Annotated in this window: 18 protein-coding genes and 1 tRNA gene; 14 read left to right on the forward strand and 5 right to left on the reverse strand. The window is 41.3% G+C overall.

Annotated features, from left to right (window positions below; genetic code table 11):
* Positions 1–22: 22 nt before the first annotated feature.
* From FTU66_RS01605 to FTU66_RS01620, 4 genes are read left to right on the forward strand one after another with little or no spacing between them, the layout of a single operon-like run.
* Positions 23–223 carry an NF038104 family lipoprotein gene (locus FTU66_RS01605; protein WP_019837686.1) on the forward strand — a complete coding sequence of 67 codons (201 nt, stop codon included), beginning with the start codon at positions 23–25 and terminating at the stop codon, positions 221–223.
* 8 nt (positions 224–231) lie between these two features.
* Positions 232–945: a DNA repair protein RecO gene (gene recO / locus FTU66_RS01610; RefSeq protein WP_178865723.1), complete on the forward strand. Its 714-nt coding sequence runs from the start codon at positions 232–234 to the stop codon at positions 943–945.
* Between the two features lie 11 nt (positions 946–956).
* Positions 957–1,682 carry a pyridoxine 5'-phosphate synthase gene (pdxJ, locus tag FTU66_RS01615; protein ID WP_179993901.1) on the forward strand — a complete coding sequence of 242 codons (726 nt, stop codon included), beginning with the start codon at positions 957–959 and terminating at the stop codon, positions 1,680–1,682.
* A gap of 39 nt (positions 1,683–1,721) precedes the next feature.
* The gene (locus tag FTU66_RS01620; protein WP_004971715.1) at positions 1,722–2,375 is read left to right on the forward strand and encodes a tRNA-(ms[2]io[6]A)-hydroxylase; all 654 of its coding nucleotides are present in this window, start codon (positions 1,722–1,724) and stop codon (positions 2,373–2,375) included.
* A gap of 282 nt (positions 2,376–2,657) precedes the next feature.
* Here the strand turns inward: FTU66_RS01620 and FTU66_RS01625 are convergent.
* A tRNA-Asn gene (locus FTU66_RS01625) sits at positions 2,658–2,733 on the reverse strand.
* 250 nt (positions 2,734–2,983) lie between these two features.
* Between FTU66_RS01625 and FTU66_RS01630 the strand changes: the two genes are divergently transcribed.
* On the forward strand, positions 2,984–3,442 hold the full coding sequence (locus tag FTU66_RS01630) for a hypothetical protein (protein ID WP_180112207.1): 459 nt from the start codon (positions 2,984–2,986) through the stop codon (positions 3,440–3,442).
* A 139-nt stretch (positions 3,443–3,581) separates the two neighbouring features.
* Positions 3,582–4,409 carry a DMT family transporter gene (locus FTU66_RS01635; RefSeq protein ID WP_180112208.1) on the forward strand — a complete coding sequence of 276 codons (828 nt, stop codon included), beginning with the start codon at positions 3,582–3,584 and terminating at the stop codon, positions 4,407–4,409.
* A 196-nt stretch (positions 4,410–4,605) separates the two neighbouring features.
* Here the strand turns inward: FTU66_RS01635 and FTU66_RS01640 are convergent, their stop codons facing one another.
* Complete coding sequence (locus FTU66_RS01640; RefSeq protein ID WP_004971708.1) at positions 4,606–5,841, reverse strand: pyridoxal phosphate-dependent aminotransferase; 1,236 nt, start codon at positions 5,839–5,841, stop codon at positions 4,606–4,608.
* Positions 5,842–6,059: 218 nt separating this feature from the next.
* On the opposite strand from FTU66_RS01640, the gene FTU66_RS01645 reads away from it, so the two are divergent.
* The gene (locus tag FTU66_RS01645; RefSeq protein WP_004971707.1) at positions 6,060–6,239 is read left to right on the forward strand and encodes a hypothetical protein; all 180 of its coding nucleotides are present in this window, start codon (positions 6,060–6,062) and stop codon (positions 6,237–6,239) included.
* 57 nt (positions 6,240–6,296) lie between these two features.
* On the opposite strand, the gene FTU66_RS01650 is transcribed toward FTU66_RS01645, so the two are convergent.
* On the reverse strand, positions 6,297–7,085 hold the full coding sequence (locus FTU66_RS01650) for a hypothetical protein (RefSeq protein WP_004971705.1): 789 nt from the start codon (positions 7,083–7,085) through the stop codon (positions 6,297–6,299).
* A gap of 252 nt (positions 7,086–7,337) precedes the next feature.
* Here FTU66_RS01650 and uvrB point away from each other — a divergent pair, with 252 nt between their 5' ends.
* From uvrB to FTU66_RS01675, 5 genes are all read left to right on the forward strand, one after another.
* Positions 7,338–9,365, forward strand: coding sequence for an excinuclease ABC subunit UvrB (gene uvrB, locus FTU66_RS01655; protein ID WP_180112209.1), 2,028 nt, complete (start codon positions 7,338–7,340; stop codon positions 9,363–9,365).
* Positions 9,366–9,530: 165 nt separating this feature from the next.
* A complete protein-coding gene (locus FTU66_RS01660) occupies positions 9,531–10,139 on the forward strand; it encodes a lipocalin family protein (protein ID WP_168525707.1) in 609 nt (202 codons plus the stop codon).
* A 261-nt stretch (positions 10,140–10,400) separates the two neighbouring features.
* Complete coding sequence (gene rarD, locus FTU66_RS01665; protein WP_180112210.1) at positions 10,401–11,324, forward strand: EamA family transporter RarD; 924 nt, start codon at positions 10,401–10,403, stop codon at positions 11,322–11,324.
* Positions 11,325–11,672: 348 nt separating this feature from the next.
* Positions 11,673–13,130, forward strand: coding sequence for a glyceraldehyde-3-phosphate dehydrogenase (locus FTU66_RS01670; RefSeq protein WP_180112211.1), 1,458 nt, complete (start codon positions 11,673–11,675; stop codon positions 13,128–13,130).
* A 217-nt stretch (positions 13,131–13,347) separates the two neighbouring features.
* Positions 13,348–13,710 carry a helix-turn-helix domain-containing protein gene (locus FTU66_RS01675; RefSeq protein WP_004971692.1) on the forward strand — a complete coding sequence of 121 codons (363 nt, stop codon included), beginning with the start codon at positions 13,348–13,350 and terminating at the stop codon, positions 13,708–13,710.
* Positions 13,711–13,774: 64 nt separating this feature from the next.
* Here the strand turns inward: FTU66_RS01675 and FTU66_RS01680 are convergent, their stop codons facing one another.
* Positions 13,775–14,965 (reverse strand): MFS transporter, encoded by a 1,191-nt coding sequence (locus FTU66_RS01680; protein ID WP_180112212.1) that lies wholly within the window; start codon positions 14,963–14,965, stop codon positions 13,775–13,777.
* A 217-nt stretch (positions 14,966–15,182) separates the two neighbouring features.
* Here FTU66_RS01680 and cgtA point away from each other — a divergent pair, with 217 nt between their 5' ends.
* Entirely contained in the window at positions 15,183–16,397 is a 1,215-nt protein-coding gene (gene cgtA / locus FTU66_RS01685) for an Obg family GTPase CgtA (protein WP_168418173.1), read from the forward strand.
* 27 nt (positions 16,398–16,424) lie between these two features.
* Complete coding sequence (gene proB, locus FTU66_RS01690; protein WP_096901091.1) at positions 16,425–17,558, forward strand: glutamate 5-kinase; 1,134 nt, start codon at positions 16,425–16,427, stop codon at positions 17,556–17,558.
* A 101-nt stretch (positions 17,559–17,659) separates the two neighbouring features.
* Here proB and FTU66_RS01695 read toward each other — a convergent pair whose 3' ends face one another.
* Positions 17,660–18,364, reverse strand: coding sequence for an SIMPL domain-containing protein (locus tag FTU66_RS01695; RefSeq protein ID WP_096901090.1), 705 nt, complete (start codon positions 18,362–18,364; stop codon positions 17,660–17,662).
* Between the last annotated feature and the right edge of the window lie 241 nt (positions 18,365–18,605).

Genomic DNA, 18,605 nt, shown 5'->3' on the forward strand with positions numbered 1-18,605 from the left:
GTTTGACGAAAAGGGAACTGTGATGATGAAAGTGTTGGCCATTGTGGCATGTATGTTTGTCTTGCAAGGTTGTATTCACAAAGTTGTGACAGTTCCCGTAAAAGTTGCCTACAAAACTACAAAGGGTGTGGTGAAAGGCACTGCTGCTGTAGTTGGTGCTGTCATTCCAGATGGTGATGACGAAGAAAAATCCAAACAAGAATCCTCTAAAGAACAGGATTAATTGACGCTATCATGCGTAATGAAATCTTGCATGGTTATTTAATCCATCATCGAAAATACCGCGAACGTAGCCATATTGTGCACTTGTTTACCCGCGAACATGGGCGGGTTGATGGTATTTTAAGACAAATGCCACCGCCACAATATCAACCGATTCGCATACAAGCTTCGGGAAAATCAGACCTTAAAAATTTCACCAAGCTGGAAATTGTCAATCAACCGGTTTTCTTCTTTGGTGATGCATTTTTTTCAGGCTTTTATTTAAATGAAATCGTGCTGCGCTTATGTTCTGCCGAAGTGGAAATGCCAGAAACTTTTGTGCAATATCACCAGACTTTGGCGCATTTACAACACTTATCTAGTCAAGAAAATCCCAATCTATTCTTAAGACAAATTTTGCGTCAGTTTGAACATGCATTATTGGAAGAATTAGGCTATGCGATTGATTTTTCAGTCGATGCGAACCAAGAGCCAATTCAGCCCAATCTACATTATCATTTTCAACTGAATGATGGTTTTATCCCTACCGCACAAGCATCACGGGCTAACTTAGTCGGTACACAGATCCTCAGTATGTGCGACTATGAAAAAGGTAGGGATTTTAACCCAGAGCAGTTACAATTACTGTCTCGGCTGTATCGACAAATGATTAGTTCACTGTTGGGTGATCGACCTTTAAAAAGTCGCCAATTGTGGATTCAGAATTCTCAAACCCAAGCGTAATGTAGGAACCTATTATGGCTTTACTCGGTGTCAATATTGACCATGTGGCAACTTTAAGACAAGCGCGTGGCACGAACTATCCAGACCCTGTGAAGGCCGCATTAGTTTGTGAACAGGCGGGTGCAGAGGGGATTACTTTGCATTTGCGTGAAGATCGTCGTCATATTCAGGATGATGACGTGCGTCGTATGCGTCCGTTGTTGAAAACCCGCATGAATTTGGAAATGGCAGTCACCGAAGAAATGATCGAGTTTGCCAAGGAAATTCGTCCACAGCATGTATGTTTGGTACCTGAGCGCCGTGAAGAAGTAACCACTGAAGGTGGTTTGGATGTAGTAGGCAATTTTGCAGTAGTTAAGGCCGCTACTCAGGAATTAACAGCAATTGGCTGTGATGTGTCACTGTTTATTGATGCAGATCTTGCACAAATTGATGCGGCCGTTGCATGTGGTGCACCGACCATTGAAATCCATACAGGCGCGTATGCCAATGCAGAAAATGAAGCTGCACAGCAAGCTGAATTGACCCGTATTGTTCAGGGCGTAGAATATGCAGCTAGCCGTGGCTTAGTGATTAATGCAGGGCATGGCTTGAACTTGGATAATGTAGGTGCAATTGCCGCAATTCCACACATCCATGAGTTAAATATTGGTCATGCTTTAATTGGTGATGCTGTATTTGTCGGATTGGAGCAGGCTGTTAAACGCATGAAAGCCGCGATTGATGCAGCGCGTTAATCTGTATATTTGAAATTGAAAGATAAAATTTGAAACGTTATGTCCAGCATAAATTATGATGAATTGATGCAGCCTGTAATAGCATTTTTAGGCTGTGAAACACCTAAAGAATGGTTGAATGAAGCATTAAATAATTTAGATATTTTGATGCAAGATCATGCCAACTGTGAGAAAAAAGCAGCAGGCACAGCCATGAATCTGATGTTTCGTTACAGCTTTTTTACCGATTTGCAGGTCAAACTGGCACAGTTGGTACGCGAAGAAATGCTGCATTATGAGCAGGTGCTAGAGTTCATGGCAAAGCGTGGGCAAATGTGGCAGGGTTTAAGTGCAGGGCGTTATGCAGGCGGTTTACGTAAAGAAATCCGTACCTATGAACCTGAAGCACTAATTGATGTTTTGGTGATAGGTGCCTTTGTAGAAGCACGTTCATGCGAGCGGTTTTATGCGCTTGCGCCATTGGTAGATGAAGAATTAGGTAAGTATTACCGTTATTTACTGAAATCAGAATCACGGCATTATGAAGATTATTTGGCACTGGCTTTGGATGTAGCAAAAACAGCAAAACTGAAAAACCCTGAAGAAGATATTCAGGGGCGAATTCAGCATATACGTGAAGTGGAAAAGAATCTTATTTTAAGTCCAGATGATCTGTTCCGTTTTCATAGTGGTGTGCCTGTGCAAGCCGCTTAAAACTTGTAGATGATCTAAGATAGAAAACGGAACTTCGGTTCCGTTTTTTTTATCAATCAAGTTATTGCTTAGGTATTTTGATTGTGGATTGTTGCCTAAGTCACTTAGAAATGATCAAGGCTAAGATTAGGAATTACATTAAGCTGAATTGCCCAAAACAGTTACATTCATCTTTTTGAACGATTAAGGCATGAATCGCTGCTTGGTTATTTACAGACCACATCATCCATAAATTTTAGGCAATAAAAAACCCAAGTCGTTATGCTTGGGCTTTTTAGAATTTGGCTCTCCCACCTGGGCTCGAACCAGGGACCTGCGGATTAACAGTCCGTCGCTCTACCGACTGAGCTATGGGAGAATCTGAATGCGATTATAAGCAGATTTAAGCAAGGGTCAAGCATAAATTGTCATGTTTCTTTCATTTTGACTTTATATGCTTTTTATTTGAACAAAAAACAAAATTTTATTAAAAAATCACCCACAAGACTTGCGTTACACAAAATCGGTTGTTAGTCTGAGTGACAGAACAAAGCGTTTAAGTAGCATCTTAAACAGTGTGGATTTAACCCAACTTGCCAGCACTAAAATGGCTAAATCGGAGTAAGCGAATGAATACGCTCAGCATTTCTGACATTTTTTCTCAATTTTCTTATTATCAAGAACATTATCTTTCTATCTTGTCTACGCCTGAACAATACTACATTGCTGTAGAAGGCGCATATATTCATGTCTGGCCTTTAGCACCTCAAGATTTGTATTTGGGCGATTTATTGCAATTGTGGTTTAGTGAAAAATGGCTCATTCAATCATCCTGCCAATTGCTTTCAGACCATCCAGACAACGGCACCAAAAAACCATTACAGCGTGATCATGATTTATATTTGTACCAACTGGCGGGTAGTGCGCTTTCGGGGAGCAACCGTTCACGCGTGTGGTCTGTGTCTGAACAAAAACAATTGCGTGTAGAATTAGACTCTGCTTTTCGCTATTTATGTGAATATAAAGCGACAACTCAACCTGTAGTGTCTAAATCAGAGTTGATCGCAGCATTGAAAAACAGTATCTAATCTAAATAGTATTTAATCTAAGATGATTTATCATTTCAGCCAAATAGATTTGTATTGAATTGAGCGAAATGACTTGCACTAAAATAGTGTTCTAAACTGCGATAAAGATTTGCGAACAGCTTGAAAAGGATATTCAGCCGTGTGGATTAAAATATGCATTGCCATGCTCGCATTTGCTGCAAATTCCTTGCTGTGTCGTTTGGCATTGGCTGAACAGCAAATTGACCCTATGAGTTTTAGTTTGCTCAGGGTTGGCAGTGGAGCAGTGTGCTTAGGACTGTTCTATGCTGTTTTGCAGGTTCAACAACCAATTCAATTCCAATGGAAATCTGCACTCAGCCTTGCTGTATATCTGCTCGGTTTTTCGTTAGCATATTTGCATATAGACGCAGGCATAGGCGCATTGATTCTATTTGGCGCAGTGCAAATCACCATGATCAGTTATGCGATTTTGCATGGTGAGCGTATGACTTTGCCGCGCTGGGTCGGGTTAGGTTGTGCTATATTAGGGATGGGTTTGTTGCTATTGCCTGAAGCCAGTACGCCAACGTTCAAATATGCATTGATGATGTTACTGGCAGGTATTGCATGGGGTTTTTACAGTATTGCTGCAAAGACGATGCAGCATGCTTTAACTAATACTCTGTCTAATTTCATTCTGGCGACTCCGCTTGTTGCTGTATTTTTTCTTTGGTATTTACCCGAAAGTTTTATCACTTGGCAGGGGGTGGTTTTGGCGGTCTTGTCGGGTGCATTGGCTTCGGCTGGAGCGTATGTGTTGTGGTACAGCATTGTAAAAAAAATTGATCACATTACCGCAAGTACTGTGCAACTTTCTGTGCCGTGTTTGGCGATTTTAGGCGGTGTAATTTTTCTAGGCGAACAACTCACCCTGTTGATGGTCGTGGCAACCTTGATTGTGTTATGTGGTATTTTGATGGTGATTTTAACTAAACCACGTGTATAAAACCGTTTAGATTGCAGCGGGTATGGTCTTTTATTGAATTTCTTATATCTATCAAGAAATGATTGTGAGGCTTTTTTAAAGCGTTGTTTGTGATCTCTCTCCTCAGAAAGAAGGGAAAATAGTGAGTGAAAAAACGCAATTAAAAACAAAAACCCACGATTCAATCGTGGGTTTTGTTCATCTAAACAGGTTTAGATTATTTTGCAGCTTTTTCAGCTTCGATTGAAGCAATCGCTTCATCTACACCTTCAATTGATTCAGCAGCTTTTTTGATACGTGCAAGCGCATCTACAAGTACTTCGTCTGCAGTTGCATAAGAAATACGCATGAAACCACCTAAACCGAACGCATCACCAGGAACAACGGCAACACCAGTTTCTTCCAATAACCAAGCAGAGAATTCTGTGCAAGATTTTAAGCCTTTCGCACGAATTAATGGTTTGATGTTTGCATACGCATAGAACGCGCCATCTGCAGGTAAGCAAGAAATACCTTTGATGTCATTCAAGCCATTTACAACTAAGTCATGACGGCGTTTGAATGCTTCAACCATTGGCTCAAGTACGTCTTGTGGGCCGTTCAATGCAGCTTCTGCAGCAACTTGCGAAATAGAAGTTGGGTTAGAAGTCGATTGAGATTGAATTTTCTTCATCGCACCAATTAGTTTAGCAGGGCCCGCTGCATAGCCAATACGCCAGCCAGTCATTGCATAAGCTTTAGACACACCGTTTAACACGATTGTGCGGTCATAAAGGTCTGGTGCAACTGTCGCGATGTTATAGAACTCATCATCCCAACGGATTGGTTCGTACATATCGTCAGATGCAATGAATACTTCAGGGTATTTGCGTAGTACAGCAGCCAAAGCTTCTAATTCAGCTTTAGTGTAGATCATACCTGTAGGGTTAGATGGGCTGTTTAACACCACTAAACGTGTTTTGTCAGTGATCGCAGCTTCTAATTGTTCAGGCGTGATTTTGAAACGTTGTTCTTCACCACATTCCACAATAACTGGCACGCCTTCAGCAATAATCACCATATCTGGATAGCTTACCCAGAACGGTGCAGGGATAATCACTTCATCACCCTTGTTTAACAAAGCCAACGCCAAGTTAAAGAATGATTGCTTACCACCACAAGAAACCAAAATTTGGTTCGCTTGGTAGTCAAGATTATTGTCACGTTTTAATTTTGCGATAATGGCTTTTTTAAGACCAGGCGTACCGTCAACAGCAGTATATTTTGTAAAACCGTTATTAATTGCTGCAATAGCTGCATCTTTGATGTGTTGTGGTGTATCGAAATCCGGTTCACCTGCACCCAAACCAATAACGTTATGACCCGCAGCTTTAAGTTCAGCGGCTTTATTGGTTACTGCAAGTGTTGGGGACGGTTTGATGGCATTGACACGATCAGAGAGACGTACGTCCACGGCATATTCCTTCTTATAGGGATAAAAAAATAAAAAGCATATTATCTTAGCTTAAATTCGATGTCTGCGTCGTTTAAAATTGCATCAAATTAATAAAAAATCACCAAATTAGACCAATTTCCTATGAAATCGTGATTAAAACTGCTGTGAGGTGGAAGTTTCTCGCATCGGGCGGCAAAAAACTTTAAAATAGTCCAAATTTTATAAGAGTAATGGTCATGAGTAAGCAGCAGCCTACTTCAAAAAAACCATTGGTGAATCTCCCATTCCCAATGCCAAATACAGCGCAGGATAATGATCAGGCGGTACATAATTCAGTGCGTCCTAAACCTGAGCAATATGCCGATAAGACTTGGCCACCGCCACGTGGTACTCGTCGTTCGATGGGTAAGCGCTAAAAAAAATGCCACAATTACGTGGCATTTTTTATTGATGGGGATTTAAAAGTATTGAAATTAACGAACATGCTTACGCGCTTTGTTGGCAGGTTTTGGCGGCGAGATTTCACGTACGCCATGCCATACATCGCTAAAATCTTGCTCGTTGATATTATACAATTCCAATAAAGCCAAAATCGCTGCGCCAAATAGCATTGGGCCTTCTGAATTATTTTGGAACTCGAATACCTTACCATTTAAGTTGTGCAAAATATCCTGAATTTCAAAGACCCGATCACGCCCATTGCTGTCAGTTGGGTACATTTGTGTATTCAATATGATTTTAGCCAAGGCTTTTTCATTATCGCTCAATGCCAAGACTTCAATTAATTCATCGGTGGCAGGGGTAAAAATCACAGAATCACGGTAAATGGTGTGTAGTAATTTTTGCGTTAGTTTAGGCAATGCTTTTTCGACAAAAGGACGAAACGACGCAGGAAAAATCACATTATGGGCAATGCCTTTAAACATAGGGGCAATTTCTTCAACCGTATAACCTGCAATACCACAACCAATTGAAGTTAAAAAATACTTCATTTTAGGATGGTTTTTGGCATAGATTTTAAAGTCATCCACATAGTGCTGAATTTGCGATAGTGGCATTTGTTGTAAATGTTCATTCATGGTTGGAATGGCAAAACTTTGTCCTGCCCAACCGCGCCCGACGCCTTCAACGGCACCAAAAAATTCTTTGGCTGTTCGTGCTGCACCACCTGCATGTTGTCCTGCCATGTTACTGCCAAATACGAAAACAGTATCTTCAGGGAGGCTTTTGATAATTGATTCGTCGTGATATTGGTAAGTCATGAATGTGTGCTTTTATGGTTGTCGTCCTGAAATTTCATGTTGCCTTTGAATAGCCAGTGGGTCAAGTCTTAAAGCAGTTTCCCCGTGCTCAATTTAGTCGTAGCACATCTTCGTTCTAACAGCGTCCACTACAGAATTAAAACCGAGCAATGGCTTTGTAGCTACGCAACATCGCCACAACATATTCGGATGTCCTGAGTGTAGGCAAATCTGCTAAAATATTAGGTCGCATCAAACCTGAGAGCTGCATTTGTGAGTGATAAGCAACCTTTCGATTTAGTCACCAACTATCAACCTGCGGGTGACCAACCACAAGCCATTGAAAAATTGGTTCAAGGGATAGAACAGGGCTATCATGATCAGCTATTACTTGGGGTTACAGGCTCAGGTAAGACTTATACCATGGCCAATGTGATTGCCAGAACACAGCGTCCGACCATTGTCATGGCACATAACAAAACGCTGGCAGCGCAGTTGTATGGTGAGTTTAAAGCGTTCTTTCCGAACAACGCAGTCGAATATTTTGTCAGTTATTATGACTATTATCAGCCTGAAGCCTATGTACCATCTTCCGATACTTTTATTGAAAAAGATGCGGCTATTAATGATCATATTGACCAAATGCGACTCTCGGCCACACGTGCTTTGCTAGAGCGTCGTGATGCCATTATTGTCGCATCGGTATCTGCAATTTACGGTTTGGGTGACCCCAATGCTTATATGAGCATGTTGCTGCATGTGGTGCAAGGTGATCGGGTGAATCGTGATGATTTGATCCGTCGTTTGGTGGAAATGCAATATAGCCGTAATGAGCTAGAGTTTTTGCGCGGTACTTACCGTATTCGTGGTGAAATTTTAGATATTTTCCCTGCTGAATCTGATCAGCATGCTATTCGCATAGAATTATTTGATGATGAAGTCGATTCGATTCGTTGGTTTGATCCATTAACAGGCAAATTGGTGCGTAAAGTGCCGCGCGTGACTATTTATCCTAAAAGTCACTATGTTACGCCTAAGGATAATTTGGAACGTGCGATTGGTACCATTAAAGAAGAACTAAAAGAGCGTTTGGTGTTTTTTCGCGAACATGACAAATTGCTAGAAGCGCAGCGCATAGAACAACGTACCCGCTATGATTTAGAAATGATGCAGCAATTGGGCTATACCAACGGCATCGAAAACTATTCACGACATTTGTCTGGACGACCTGCAGGCGAAGCACCGCCCACTTTGTTTGATTATGTACCTGATGATGCCTTGCTGATTATTGATGAATCGCACGTGACCGTTCCGCAAATTGGCGCGATGTATAAAGGTGACCGATCACGTAAAGAAAACTTGGTGAATTATGGTTTCCGTTTACCTAGTGCGTTAGACAACCGTCCAATGAAATTTGAAGAATGGGAGCGCATCGTCCCATCCACAATTTATGTGAGCGCTACACCTGCACAATATGAGTTGGAAAAATCGCAACAAATTGTAGAGCAAGTGGTGCGTCCAACAGGATTGATTGACCCAGAAATTGAAATTCGTCCTGTGTTAACGCAGGTGGATGATGTGCTGTCTGAAATCAATTTGCGTAAAGAATTGAATGAGCGGGTGTTGGTCACCACTTTAACCAAACGCATGGCTGAAGATTTGACCTCGTATTTAAAAGAATACGGTATTCAAGTGGCTTATTTACACTCAGATATTGATACCGTGGAGCGGGTTAAAATTATTCACGAATTGCGTACAGGTGTGCATGATGTACTGGTTGGCATTAACTTGTTGCGTGAAGGTCTGGATATGCCAGAAGTCTCTTTAGTGGCTATTTTAGATGCCGATAAAGAAGGTTTTTTACGCTCGGAACGTTCATTGATTCAAACTATTGGACGTGCAGCACGTAACTTAAAAGGCAAAGCAATTTTATATGCAGACCGCATTACGGACTCTATGCAAAAAGCCATAGATGAAACAGACCGTCGTCGTGCTAAACAGATTGAATTTAATACCTTACACGGTATTACACCTCGCAGTGCCGTGCGTCAGGTCATTAAAGAAATTGATACGGGCGAAGTGCTGAATGATGAACAGGTCGATGAAAAAATCAATGCACAAACCCGTGCTTTGAGTGCCGATGAACAGCATATTTTGGCCGATCCTAAACTGTATGCAAAACACATTGCTAAGCTTGAAAAAGAGATGCTAAAAGCCTCTAAAGAATTGCAATTTGAACAGGCGGCACGTTTAAGAGATGAAATTCTGCGTTTAAAAGCACAAATGCTGCAATCGGGCTAAATCTTCAGCTTTACCTTATTATTGTAAATGCTTTATGCGTCCAACTACGTGCATGTAAATTTGAGTTTCAATATTTACATATCCATACAGTAAATTGAAAAGCTTGCGGTTATTTTGAAGAAGATAAATGAAATTGACTTTAAAATTAGAGCTTAGAGGTATTGTATGACTGCTAAAAAACTCCCGTTTGCAGGTGCACGACTCGCCAAAATTGCCCTAGGTGGAGCGGTACTAATAGGTTTAGGTGCAGCCACTTTGGCCTATTCCAAAACCAATGAGCCCATGAAAACGGTTGAAAAAGTTGAGTTAGATAAGTATTTGGGCGTTTGGTATGAAGTGGCGAGAAAACCTCTCTATTTTCAGAATAAATGTGCTTCCAATGTAACCGCAGCCTATACCTTAAATGAAAATGGCAATGTGCAGGTCGATAACCGTTGTACTGGAAAAGATGGCAAACAAATGCGCGCATTGGGTGAAGCTTTTGTGCAAAATGCGCCTTTTAACAGCAAACTTAAAGTCAGCTTTTTACCTGAAGTTGTACGCTGGTTACCTGTAGGACGCGGTGATTATTGGGTATTAAAACTTGATGAAGATTACCAAACGGTATTGGTAGGTGAGCCACGCCGTAAATATTTATGGGTACTGTCGCGCACCGCGCAGCCCGATCAGGCTGTGGTTACGGAATATCTGAATTATGCTAAATCATTGGGCTATGATTTGGGGGATGTGATTTATACCCAACATACACCAAAGAAAAAGTCAGCTGAAGAATAAAGTGAAATAGAAGAGCTAAGCCATAGCTAAAAGCATGATAACCTGCTCAGTTAAATAGCGAGCTTAATAATTTAAAGATGGATGGACCACGCACAGACTGCGTGGTTTTTTATGTGTGAAAAAAATCTTAGATTTGAACATGCAGTAAAATAATTCTATTAAAAATGTAGAAAAATTATGCACTTCTTTGCAAAATTTTAAGCAGTCAATATGCTGTCATTACAATATCGGTATAATGCACACTTGGGCAGGAGTGGGTAGATGTATAAAGGTGTAGCATTATCGGTTTTGGCATCGGTCACTTTTGGACTGTTGTACTTTTATACCCAACTCTTAAAGCCTTTAGACAGCGAAGAAACGTTTGCGTGGCGTATGTTGGCAACCTTGCCATTCCTGACCGTATTTATGTGGTGGTCGGGAGATTTTAAGCATATTTTCGCTATTTTTTCACGCATTAAACAACAACCACTTTTACTGTTGTGGTTGCTTGCCAGTTCTTTTTTATGCACCACGCAATTATGGCTATTTCTATGGGGACCTATTAACGGGCGAGGTCTACAAGTATCTCTCGGGTATTTCTTATTACCCTTGGTGATGGTCTTGGTCGGTTGCGTGCTCTATAAAGAAAAATTATCTACTTGGCAAATGGCAGCAGTTGCCTTGGCGGTGTTGGGTGTCAGTCACGAAATTTGGCGGATTGGCAGTGTGGCGTGGGAAACCTTATATGTCGCTTTTGCCTATCCTTTATATTTCTTTTTACGTCGTGTCTTTCAAACCGATCACTTGGGTGGTTTTTGGTGGGATTTGCTGCTCGTGATTCCTATTTCGCTATATTTGGCCTTTGTCTATAGTGACAGTGTGCAAGTCATTGCAAATTTTACACATTTAATTTGGGCGGTATTGGGACTGGGTTTTTTAAGTGCATTAGGGCTGGGTAGTTATATTTTGGCCAGTCGTTATTTGCCTTTTGTGATTTTTGGCTTATTGAGTTATTTAGAACCTGTGCTGTTGGCTTTTGCCTCAATGTTATTGGGTGAGCGAATAGAAGCAGGGGAATGGCTGACCTATATTCCAATTTGGTTGGCGGTGGCGTTGCTGGTAATGGAAGGTTGTTTGCATTTAAGAAAGCAAAAACAGAATCAGCAAGATTTACAGCAGAAGATAGAGCAGCAATCAGAGCGATAAATATCTTAAAAATCTATTGGCATACTTCTGTAGAAATACAAAGAAGATGGTTTAAAGGTTTGCCGATACATCTTAGTTTGAAAAAATGATCTTTTTTGAATTTAAGGTATAGAAAAAGCAGATGAAGCTTAAATATACCTGCCAAGTTTTTGGCCTGAAAAATTGAACATTGAATGAAAAAAGTAAAATCACAAAAATAATTACAACTATTTTATGAATTTATAGTGAATATATAAGAAAATAGTCGGGTCAATGCCAGCTTTTGATTCAATCTTGACGACAATTCCATTACAATTATCGGGTTTTGAAATTCATGCCTAGATATACAATTAATTAGAGGACGTATCTGTGAGCAAAGAGACTATCATCGCCCTACACGCAGAGCACCAAGGTCGCTGGAAAAACCGTGAAGAAATCGCGGAACGTATGATTGCTTTACTCGGTCAGTTGTACCGTGAAAAAAATATCATGGTTTCAGTATTTGGTCGTTCTTTAGTTAACCGTTCTGTGATTCAAATTTTGAAAGCACACCGTAGTACTCGTATGATGGATGTAGAACTTTCAGTTGTTCACACATTCCCAATTCTTGAAGCTTTAACCAAAGTAGAGAACATTGGTTCAGCAGAAGTTGACTTGGGTAAACTTGCTGTTGAATATAAAGAAAAAGGCGGCGATGTAGATGCATTTGTTGCAGACGCTGTGAAATCTTTAGCAGGTAACCCAACAACAGTAGAAAGCAAAGATGTTGTTCTTTACGGTTTTGGTCGTATCGGTCGTATTCTTGCACGTTTAATCATTGGTCAATCAGGTCTTGGCCGAGGCTTAAACCTTAAAGCTATTGTTGTGCGTAAATCATCTGACGGTGATTTAGAAAAACGTGCGTCTTTGCTACGTCGTGACTCTATTCACGGTCCATTTGCAGGCACTATTTCTGTAGATGAAGAAAATGAAGCCATTATCGCAAATGGTAACTTCATCAAAGTGATCTATGCATCTAACCCATCTGAAGTAGATTACACAGCTTACGGCATCAACAATGCTTTAGTCATTGACAACACAGGTAAATGGCGTGATGCAGAAGGTCTTGCTCAACACCTTCAATGCCCAGGTGCTGCACGCGTAATTTTAACTGCACCAGGTAAAGGCGACATGAAGAACGTGGTTTACGGCGTAAACCAAGCTGACATTCTTGATGAAGATACCATTATTTCTGCAGCAAGCTGTACAACGAATGCAATCACACCAACTTTAAAAGTGTTGCATGACAAATACACTGTTGTGAATGGTCACGTTGAAACTGTTCACTCATTCACTAACGACCAAAACTTGATTGATAACTATCACAAGGCTGATCGTCGTGGTCGCGCAGCAACATTGAACATGGTTATTACCGAAACAGGTGCAGCAAAAGCAGTGGCGAAAGCATTGCCTGCATTACAAGGTAAATTAACAGGTAACTCTGTACGTGTTCCAACGCCAAACGTATCACTTGCAATCTTGAACTTAACGCTTGAGAAAGAAGTAGATCGCGAAGAAGTGAACGAATACATTCGTCAAATTTCAATTCACTCTAATCTTCAAGGTCAAATTGGTTATACCAACTCGACTGAAGTGGTTTCAAGTGACTTCATTGGTTCGCGTACTGCAGGTGTATTTGATGCGCAAGCAACCATTACTTCAGGCAACCGTTTAACTGCTTACGTTTGGTATGACAACGAAGTGGGTTATAGCTGCCAAGTATTGCGTATTGCTGAACAAATGGGCGGCGTAAGCTATCCTAAAGTTCCTGCTGAAACAAATGCATAATTTGTAGATACAGAATTTAAAATCAAAAAGAGCTTCAAATGAAGCTCTTTTTTTTGCATTTATTTCATTCTTAAATATAAGGATGAGTGTTGAAATTTCCACCTAATACGCTATCCTAAACTTACCAAAATAAAGTCTATGCTAAAAAGTAAGTAGATTTGATTTTGCTTTCAAGCTTTCAAAGCCTGAACAATAGAAATAACAGAAGGATACCGTTATGCAATATGCAACCAGTCACTTACTCGGGCAAGTCCTTGCTAAAGATTGTCCATCACGGATTCGTTTAGAACATTTAGCCAATAAATGGTCAATGTTGGTGTTGCATTGTTTAAGCGAAGGTTTGCACCGCTTTAGTGAGCTAAGACAGCGCATTGAAGGGGTGAGTGAAAAAATGCTGGCGCAAACCCTGAAAACTCTTGAGCAAGATGGGTTAATTTTACGTACAGTTTACCCAACGGTGCCGCCTAAAGTGGAATATCAACTCACTTTTGAAGGCTCACAAATTGCAGCAAGAGTGAATCAACTGATTGAGTATTTAGAACAGCATTTGCCTGAAACTTCACAGCAATCTTCTCACTAATGGATTACTCATCTTTTAGGGAAGTTGCTGTAGATGTTCCTACTCCAAAGCACATTCTGGATGATTAAATAGTGCGTCGATGTGAAAAATCATAACGATCAATCAGCAAAATCCCGATGGCAAATACCAAAATACTGACAACACAGCCCATCCACCCCCAGTGCTGCCATGCGTAGACCGCCGTCAGAGAACCAAGTGCCGCACCCGAAAAATAAATGGTCATATATACGGCATTAATGCGTGAGCGTGCGGTGGCATCAATTCGATACACCAAGTTCTGATTCAGTACGTGAAATGCAGTGAGGCCAAAATAACTCATCAATACGCCCACTGCATAAGCCATAATATTCTGCTGTGCAAAAAAGAGTGGAATGCAAGAAAACAACATCAAACTGATACAGAGCATTGCGACGAAATTTTCGCGGCCTTTGCCCACCGTTTTACCTGACCAGCTTGAAGAAAAAATGCCTATTACACCCAATAAGCCAAAAAGCCCGATTTGAAAATCACTAAAATGATAAGGTGGATTGGCCAAGACAAAAGTCATGGAAGTGAAAACTAAAGATAAAATGGCAAAGCCTAAAGCACCTGCGCAGGCTCTGCGAATTAAATGTGGCTGGGTGGTGGCCAATTGTATTAGAGAACGATAAATAGCTACCACGGTCAAATTTTTATTGGCAGTTGTAGAAGGTAGCTTTTTCCACATCAGCCCTGCAAACAGTAGGGTGATTATGCCGCTACTTAAATAAACACCTTCCCAAGACCAAAAGGTCGAAACAAAACCAGCAAAGGTGCGCGATAAAATAATACCCATCACCAAACCACTCATCAGTTTGCCTACAATGGCAGCACTCGATTCGGGTGGACTAATGCTTGATGCAAAAGGAATTAAAACCTGTGCGGAAATCGCACCAAATGTGGCACATACCGTAAAGAAATACAGCATGGTTAAATTGCTGCTAAAGGACAGTAAAATTTGTGAGAGTGCTGCAAAGACCATCAAACTCACAATCAATTTTCTTTTATTGAGTAAATCGCCCAAAGGCACAAGTAACATTAATCCTAAACCATAGCCGATTTGTGCAAGTACTACTGCAAAACCTGCTTGGCTGGTGCTGATGCCTAAACTTTTTTCAATTGAATAAATCAGCGGTTGGTTAAAATAAGCAGAGCCTGCACATAAACCACATGCTGTTGCCATCAGTAAACTAAATTGAGGAGATAAAGCAGTTGTTGTGGTTGCAGAGTCAGACATAAATGCAAGTAAAACAAAAAGGGCGGATGCACTATAAGAATTTAACCTAAGAAGGAGAAATAAGAAAAAACGATCACATGATTGTTAAAATAAATCAGTGATTTTGACGTTCCTGATATAAAAAGCCTGAGTTGATACGATTGCATAAATATAATTCGAGAAATTTTCTAAAATATGGCAGAATATACGGCTTTTAAAGTTTTAGAGGATTGGCAAGATGCGCTTTGTTGATGAAGCAGTCATTACCGTAGAGGCTGGCGACGGTGGCAATGGCGTAGCCAGTTTTCGCCGAGAAAAATTCGTACCATTTGGTGGACCAGATGGTGGTGATGGTGGACGTGGCGGCAGTATTTATGTGCAAGCCGACGACAACGCAAGCACCCTTGTAGATTATCGTTATACCCGTAAATTTCGCGCTGAACGTGGTAAAAATGGTTCTGGCGCAAACTGTGCTGGTCGTGGCGGTGAATCTGTTGTATTGACAGTACCAGTGGGAACGACCATTGTAGATACCGACTCTGGCGACATCATTGCAGACTTAGTCGAAAGTGGTCAGAAAGTATTGGTTGCACAAGGTGGAGATGGTGGTTTAGGGAATACGCACTTTAAATCATCGACCAACCGTACCCCGCGTAAATTTACGCATGGTACCAAAGGTGAGTTCCGTGAAATTCGTCTGGAGTTGAAAGTACTTGCGGATGTTGGCTTATTGGGTATGCCAAATGCGGGTAAGTCAACGTTCATTCGTGCTGTTTCTGCGGCAAAACCAAAAGTAGCCGACTATCCATTTACCACCATGGTGCCAAACTTGGGTGTGGTAGATGCAGACCGTCATCGTTCTTTTGTGATGGCCGATATTCCAGGGCTAATTGAAGGTGCGGCTGAAGGTGCAGGCCTTGGTATTCGTTTTTTGAAACACTTGGCACGTACCCGTATTTTGCTACACATTGTAGATGTTCAGCCTATTGATGGCTCTGACCCAGCGTATAATGCCAAAGCCATTATGGAAGAATTGAAAAAATTCTCTCCGACTTTGGCTAAATTGCCAATGGTGTTGGTGTTAAATAAACTGGATCAAATTCCTGAAGATTCACGCGAAGAGTGGTGTAAACACATTCTGGAAGAATTGCAGTGGGACGGCCCTGTATTTAAAACTTCAGGCTTAATGTCTGAAGGTACTCAGCAAGTGGTTTATTACCTGATGGATCAAATTGAGCAACAACGCGAACGTGAAGTTGAGGATCCTGACTATGCTGCAGAAATGAAAGCATTCCGTGATCAGCTAGAAGCTGAAACACGAGAACAAACCATTGCCGCGAAAGAAGCGTATCGTGAGATGCGCCGTCAGCAACGTCTTGCAGGTATGTTGGGCGATGACGACGAAGACGATGATGGTGAAGATGGCGATGTAGAAGTGTACTACGTACGCTAAGCGCTACAAAAAGTGACTGAGGACAAGATGATAGAAGTGGTAGATGGGCAACGTCAGCTCAAGGGTTGTAAACGAATCGTTGTTAAAATCGGATCATCTTTACTCACAGCCAATGGGCAAGGTTTAGATTTAGATGCGATCTCGCATTGGGCGGGACAAATTGCAGATCTACACAATGCAGGACACGAAATTATTTTGGTGTCATCGGGAGCTGTGGCTGAAGGTATGGTGCGAATGAAACTAGAGCATCGACCCACTGATCTACCCAGTCTTCAGGCATGCGCTGCCATTGGTCAAATGGGACTAATTCAGACTTGGTCAAGTGTGCTGGAAAAACACCAAATTCAAACGGCACAAGTACTTTTAACGCATGATGATCTGGCAGATCGTCGTCGCTATTTAAACTCATGTGATGCTTTGCAAAACCTGATTGAATGGCGGGTGATTCCTGTCATTAATGAAAATGACACAGTGTCTACTGACGAAATTCGCTTTGGTGATAACGACACTTTGGCTGCGATGGTGGCAGGGCAGGTACATGCAGATTTGTTGATTATTTTGACCGATCAGCAAGGCATGTTTGACTCCGACCCACGTTCTAATCCAAACGCAAAACTGTTCCATACTGTACGTGCTTTGGATGAAAGTCTGTTTGATATGGCGGGTGGTGGCGGCAAGTTTGGGCGCGGTGGCATGCTGACCAAAGTCCGTGCAGCGCGTTTGGCGGCTAAATCGGGTTGTCCAACTTTAATTGCCAGTGGTGAAAGTGACAATGTGCTTGCGCGTTTAATGGCGGGCGAAATGTTGGGTACACTGTTCATTACTGACAATGACCGTATTGCAGCGCATCAACAGTGGTTGGCGGCACATTTACAAACGGCAGGACGTTTGGTGATTGATGATGGCGCAGTCAAAGCCATTAAAGAAAATCATCGCAGTTTATTGCCTGTGGGTGTAAAAGCGGTAGAAGGGCATTTTGAACGTGGCGATGTGGTGGAGTGTGTAGATACACAAGGTCATCGTGTCGCTGTGGGACGTGTTAATTTTAGTTCACGTTCTGCAGATTTGGTCAAAGGCTTGGCTTCTGACAAAGTGCATCAGGTGTTAGGCGAGGCACGTTCGTTGGAGATGATTCACCGCAATCACATGGCGATTTATTGATGATGCTGTAAGTTATCATTCAATTGAAGTTATCAAAAAAAACCGCTTGGAATATCCAAGCGGTTTTTTATTACTTAAGCAATTCATGTCATGCTTCAAGTTTATTTAAACTGAATCGTTCCATTTGCATTGACTGTAATTTTAGATTCACCTGCTGCCATATCTTGATCAGCTACAGCCGTTTCTGCGACTGCAAATTTTGCCATGCTTGCGCGCATAACAGGCTGCGGGAAATAAGAATTGGTGTTTAGGTTCAAGTTTACCAAGTTATAGCCCGATTTATTCCAAGCCTGACTTAACATTTGCGCACGTTGTTGAAAGTTTTTAGATGCTTCGACCATCAACTCATTTTCAACTTTTTTACGTTGTGCATCAGACACGCTAAAATTAATAGATTGGGTCTGAAAGTTTTGTTGTAGCTCGCTCACCAATTGGCTTGCTGCTTTAAAATCGGTACTTTGTACCCGTACCTCTGCACGACCGCGCCATTCTTTTAACTTACGACTGTCATTGTCGTAAATTGGATAGGTGGTTTGTGAGCCCGTTTCAACTTTCACTTGTGGATACTTACGTGCAGTTGCAATGGCTTGGCTCATTAACTGGTTAATTTGTGATGCAAGTTCAGCAGGCTGTTTGTGACTTTTTTCAATATATAACACAGCGTGCATTTGATCATTTGAAACTTCGCGTGTAGCTTCGGCTTGAACATTGACGATATTGTAATTTAAAGATTCATTTTGTTGGGCAAAAGCAGTGCTTGCAGCACCAACAGCCAACAGGGTAGCAGCGAGAGAAAGTAAGCGCATATTTTGACCTATTATTCAGGGGATCAGGATTTATGAAAAGCGTTTGAATTGATTTAAATAGTAACTTTGCTTTGTGAGGATTTTTAGTTGAATTTGTGGTGGCTTTGTAAAATATGCGTTAAAAATTGCAGCAAAAAAGCATTTATAAAATTCAATAAAAATAATGATCTATACTATTTTGAAAATAAATGCTGCATGACTTGAGAGATTGTGCAAAAAAACGTATAAAGGAAGTGGAAAG

The organism is Acinetobacter sp. YH12131 (genome assembly GCF_013418635.1).
Taxonomy (GTDB): Bacteria; Pseudomonadota; Gammaproteobacteria; order Pseudomonadales; family Moraxellaceae; genus Acinetobacter; species Acinetobacter towneri.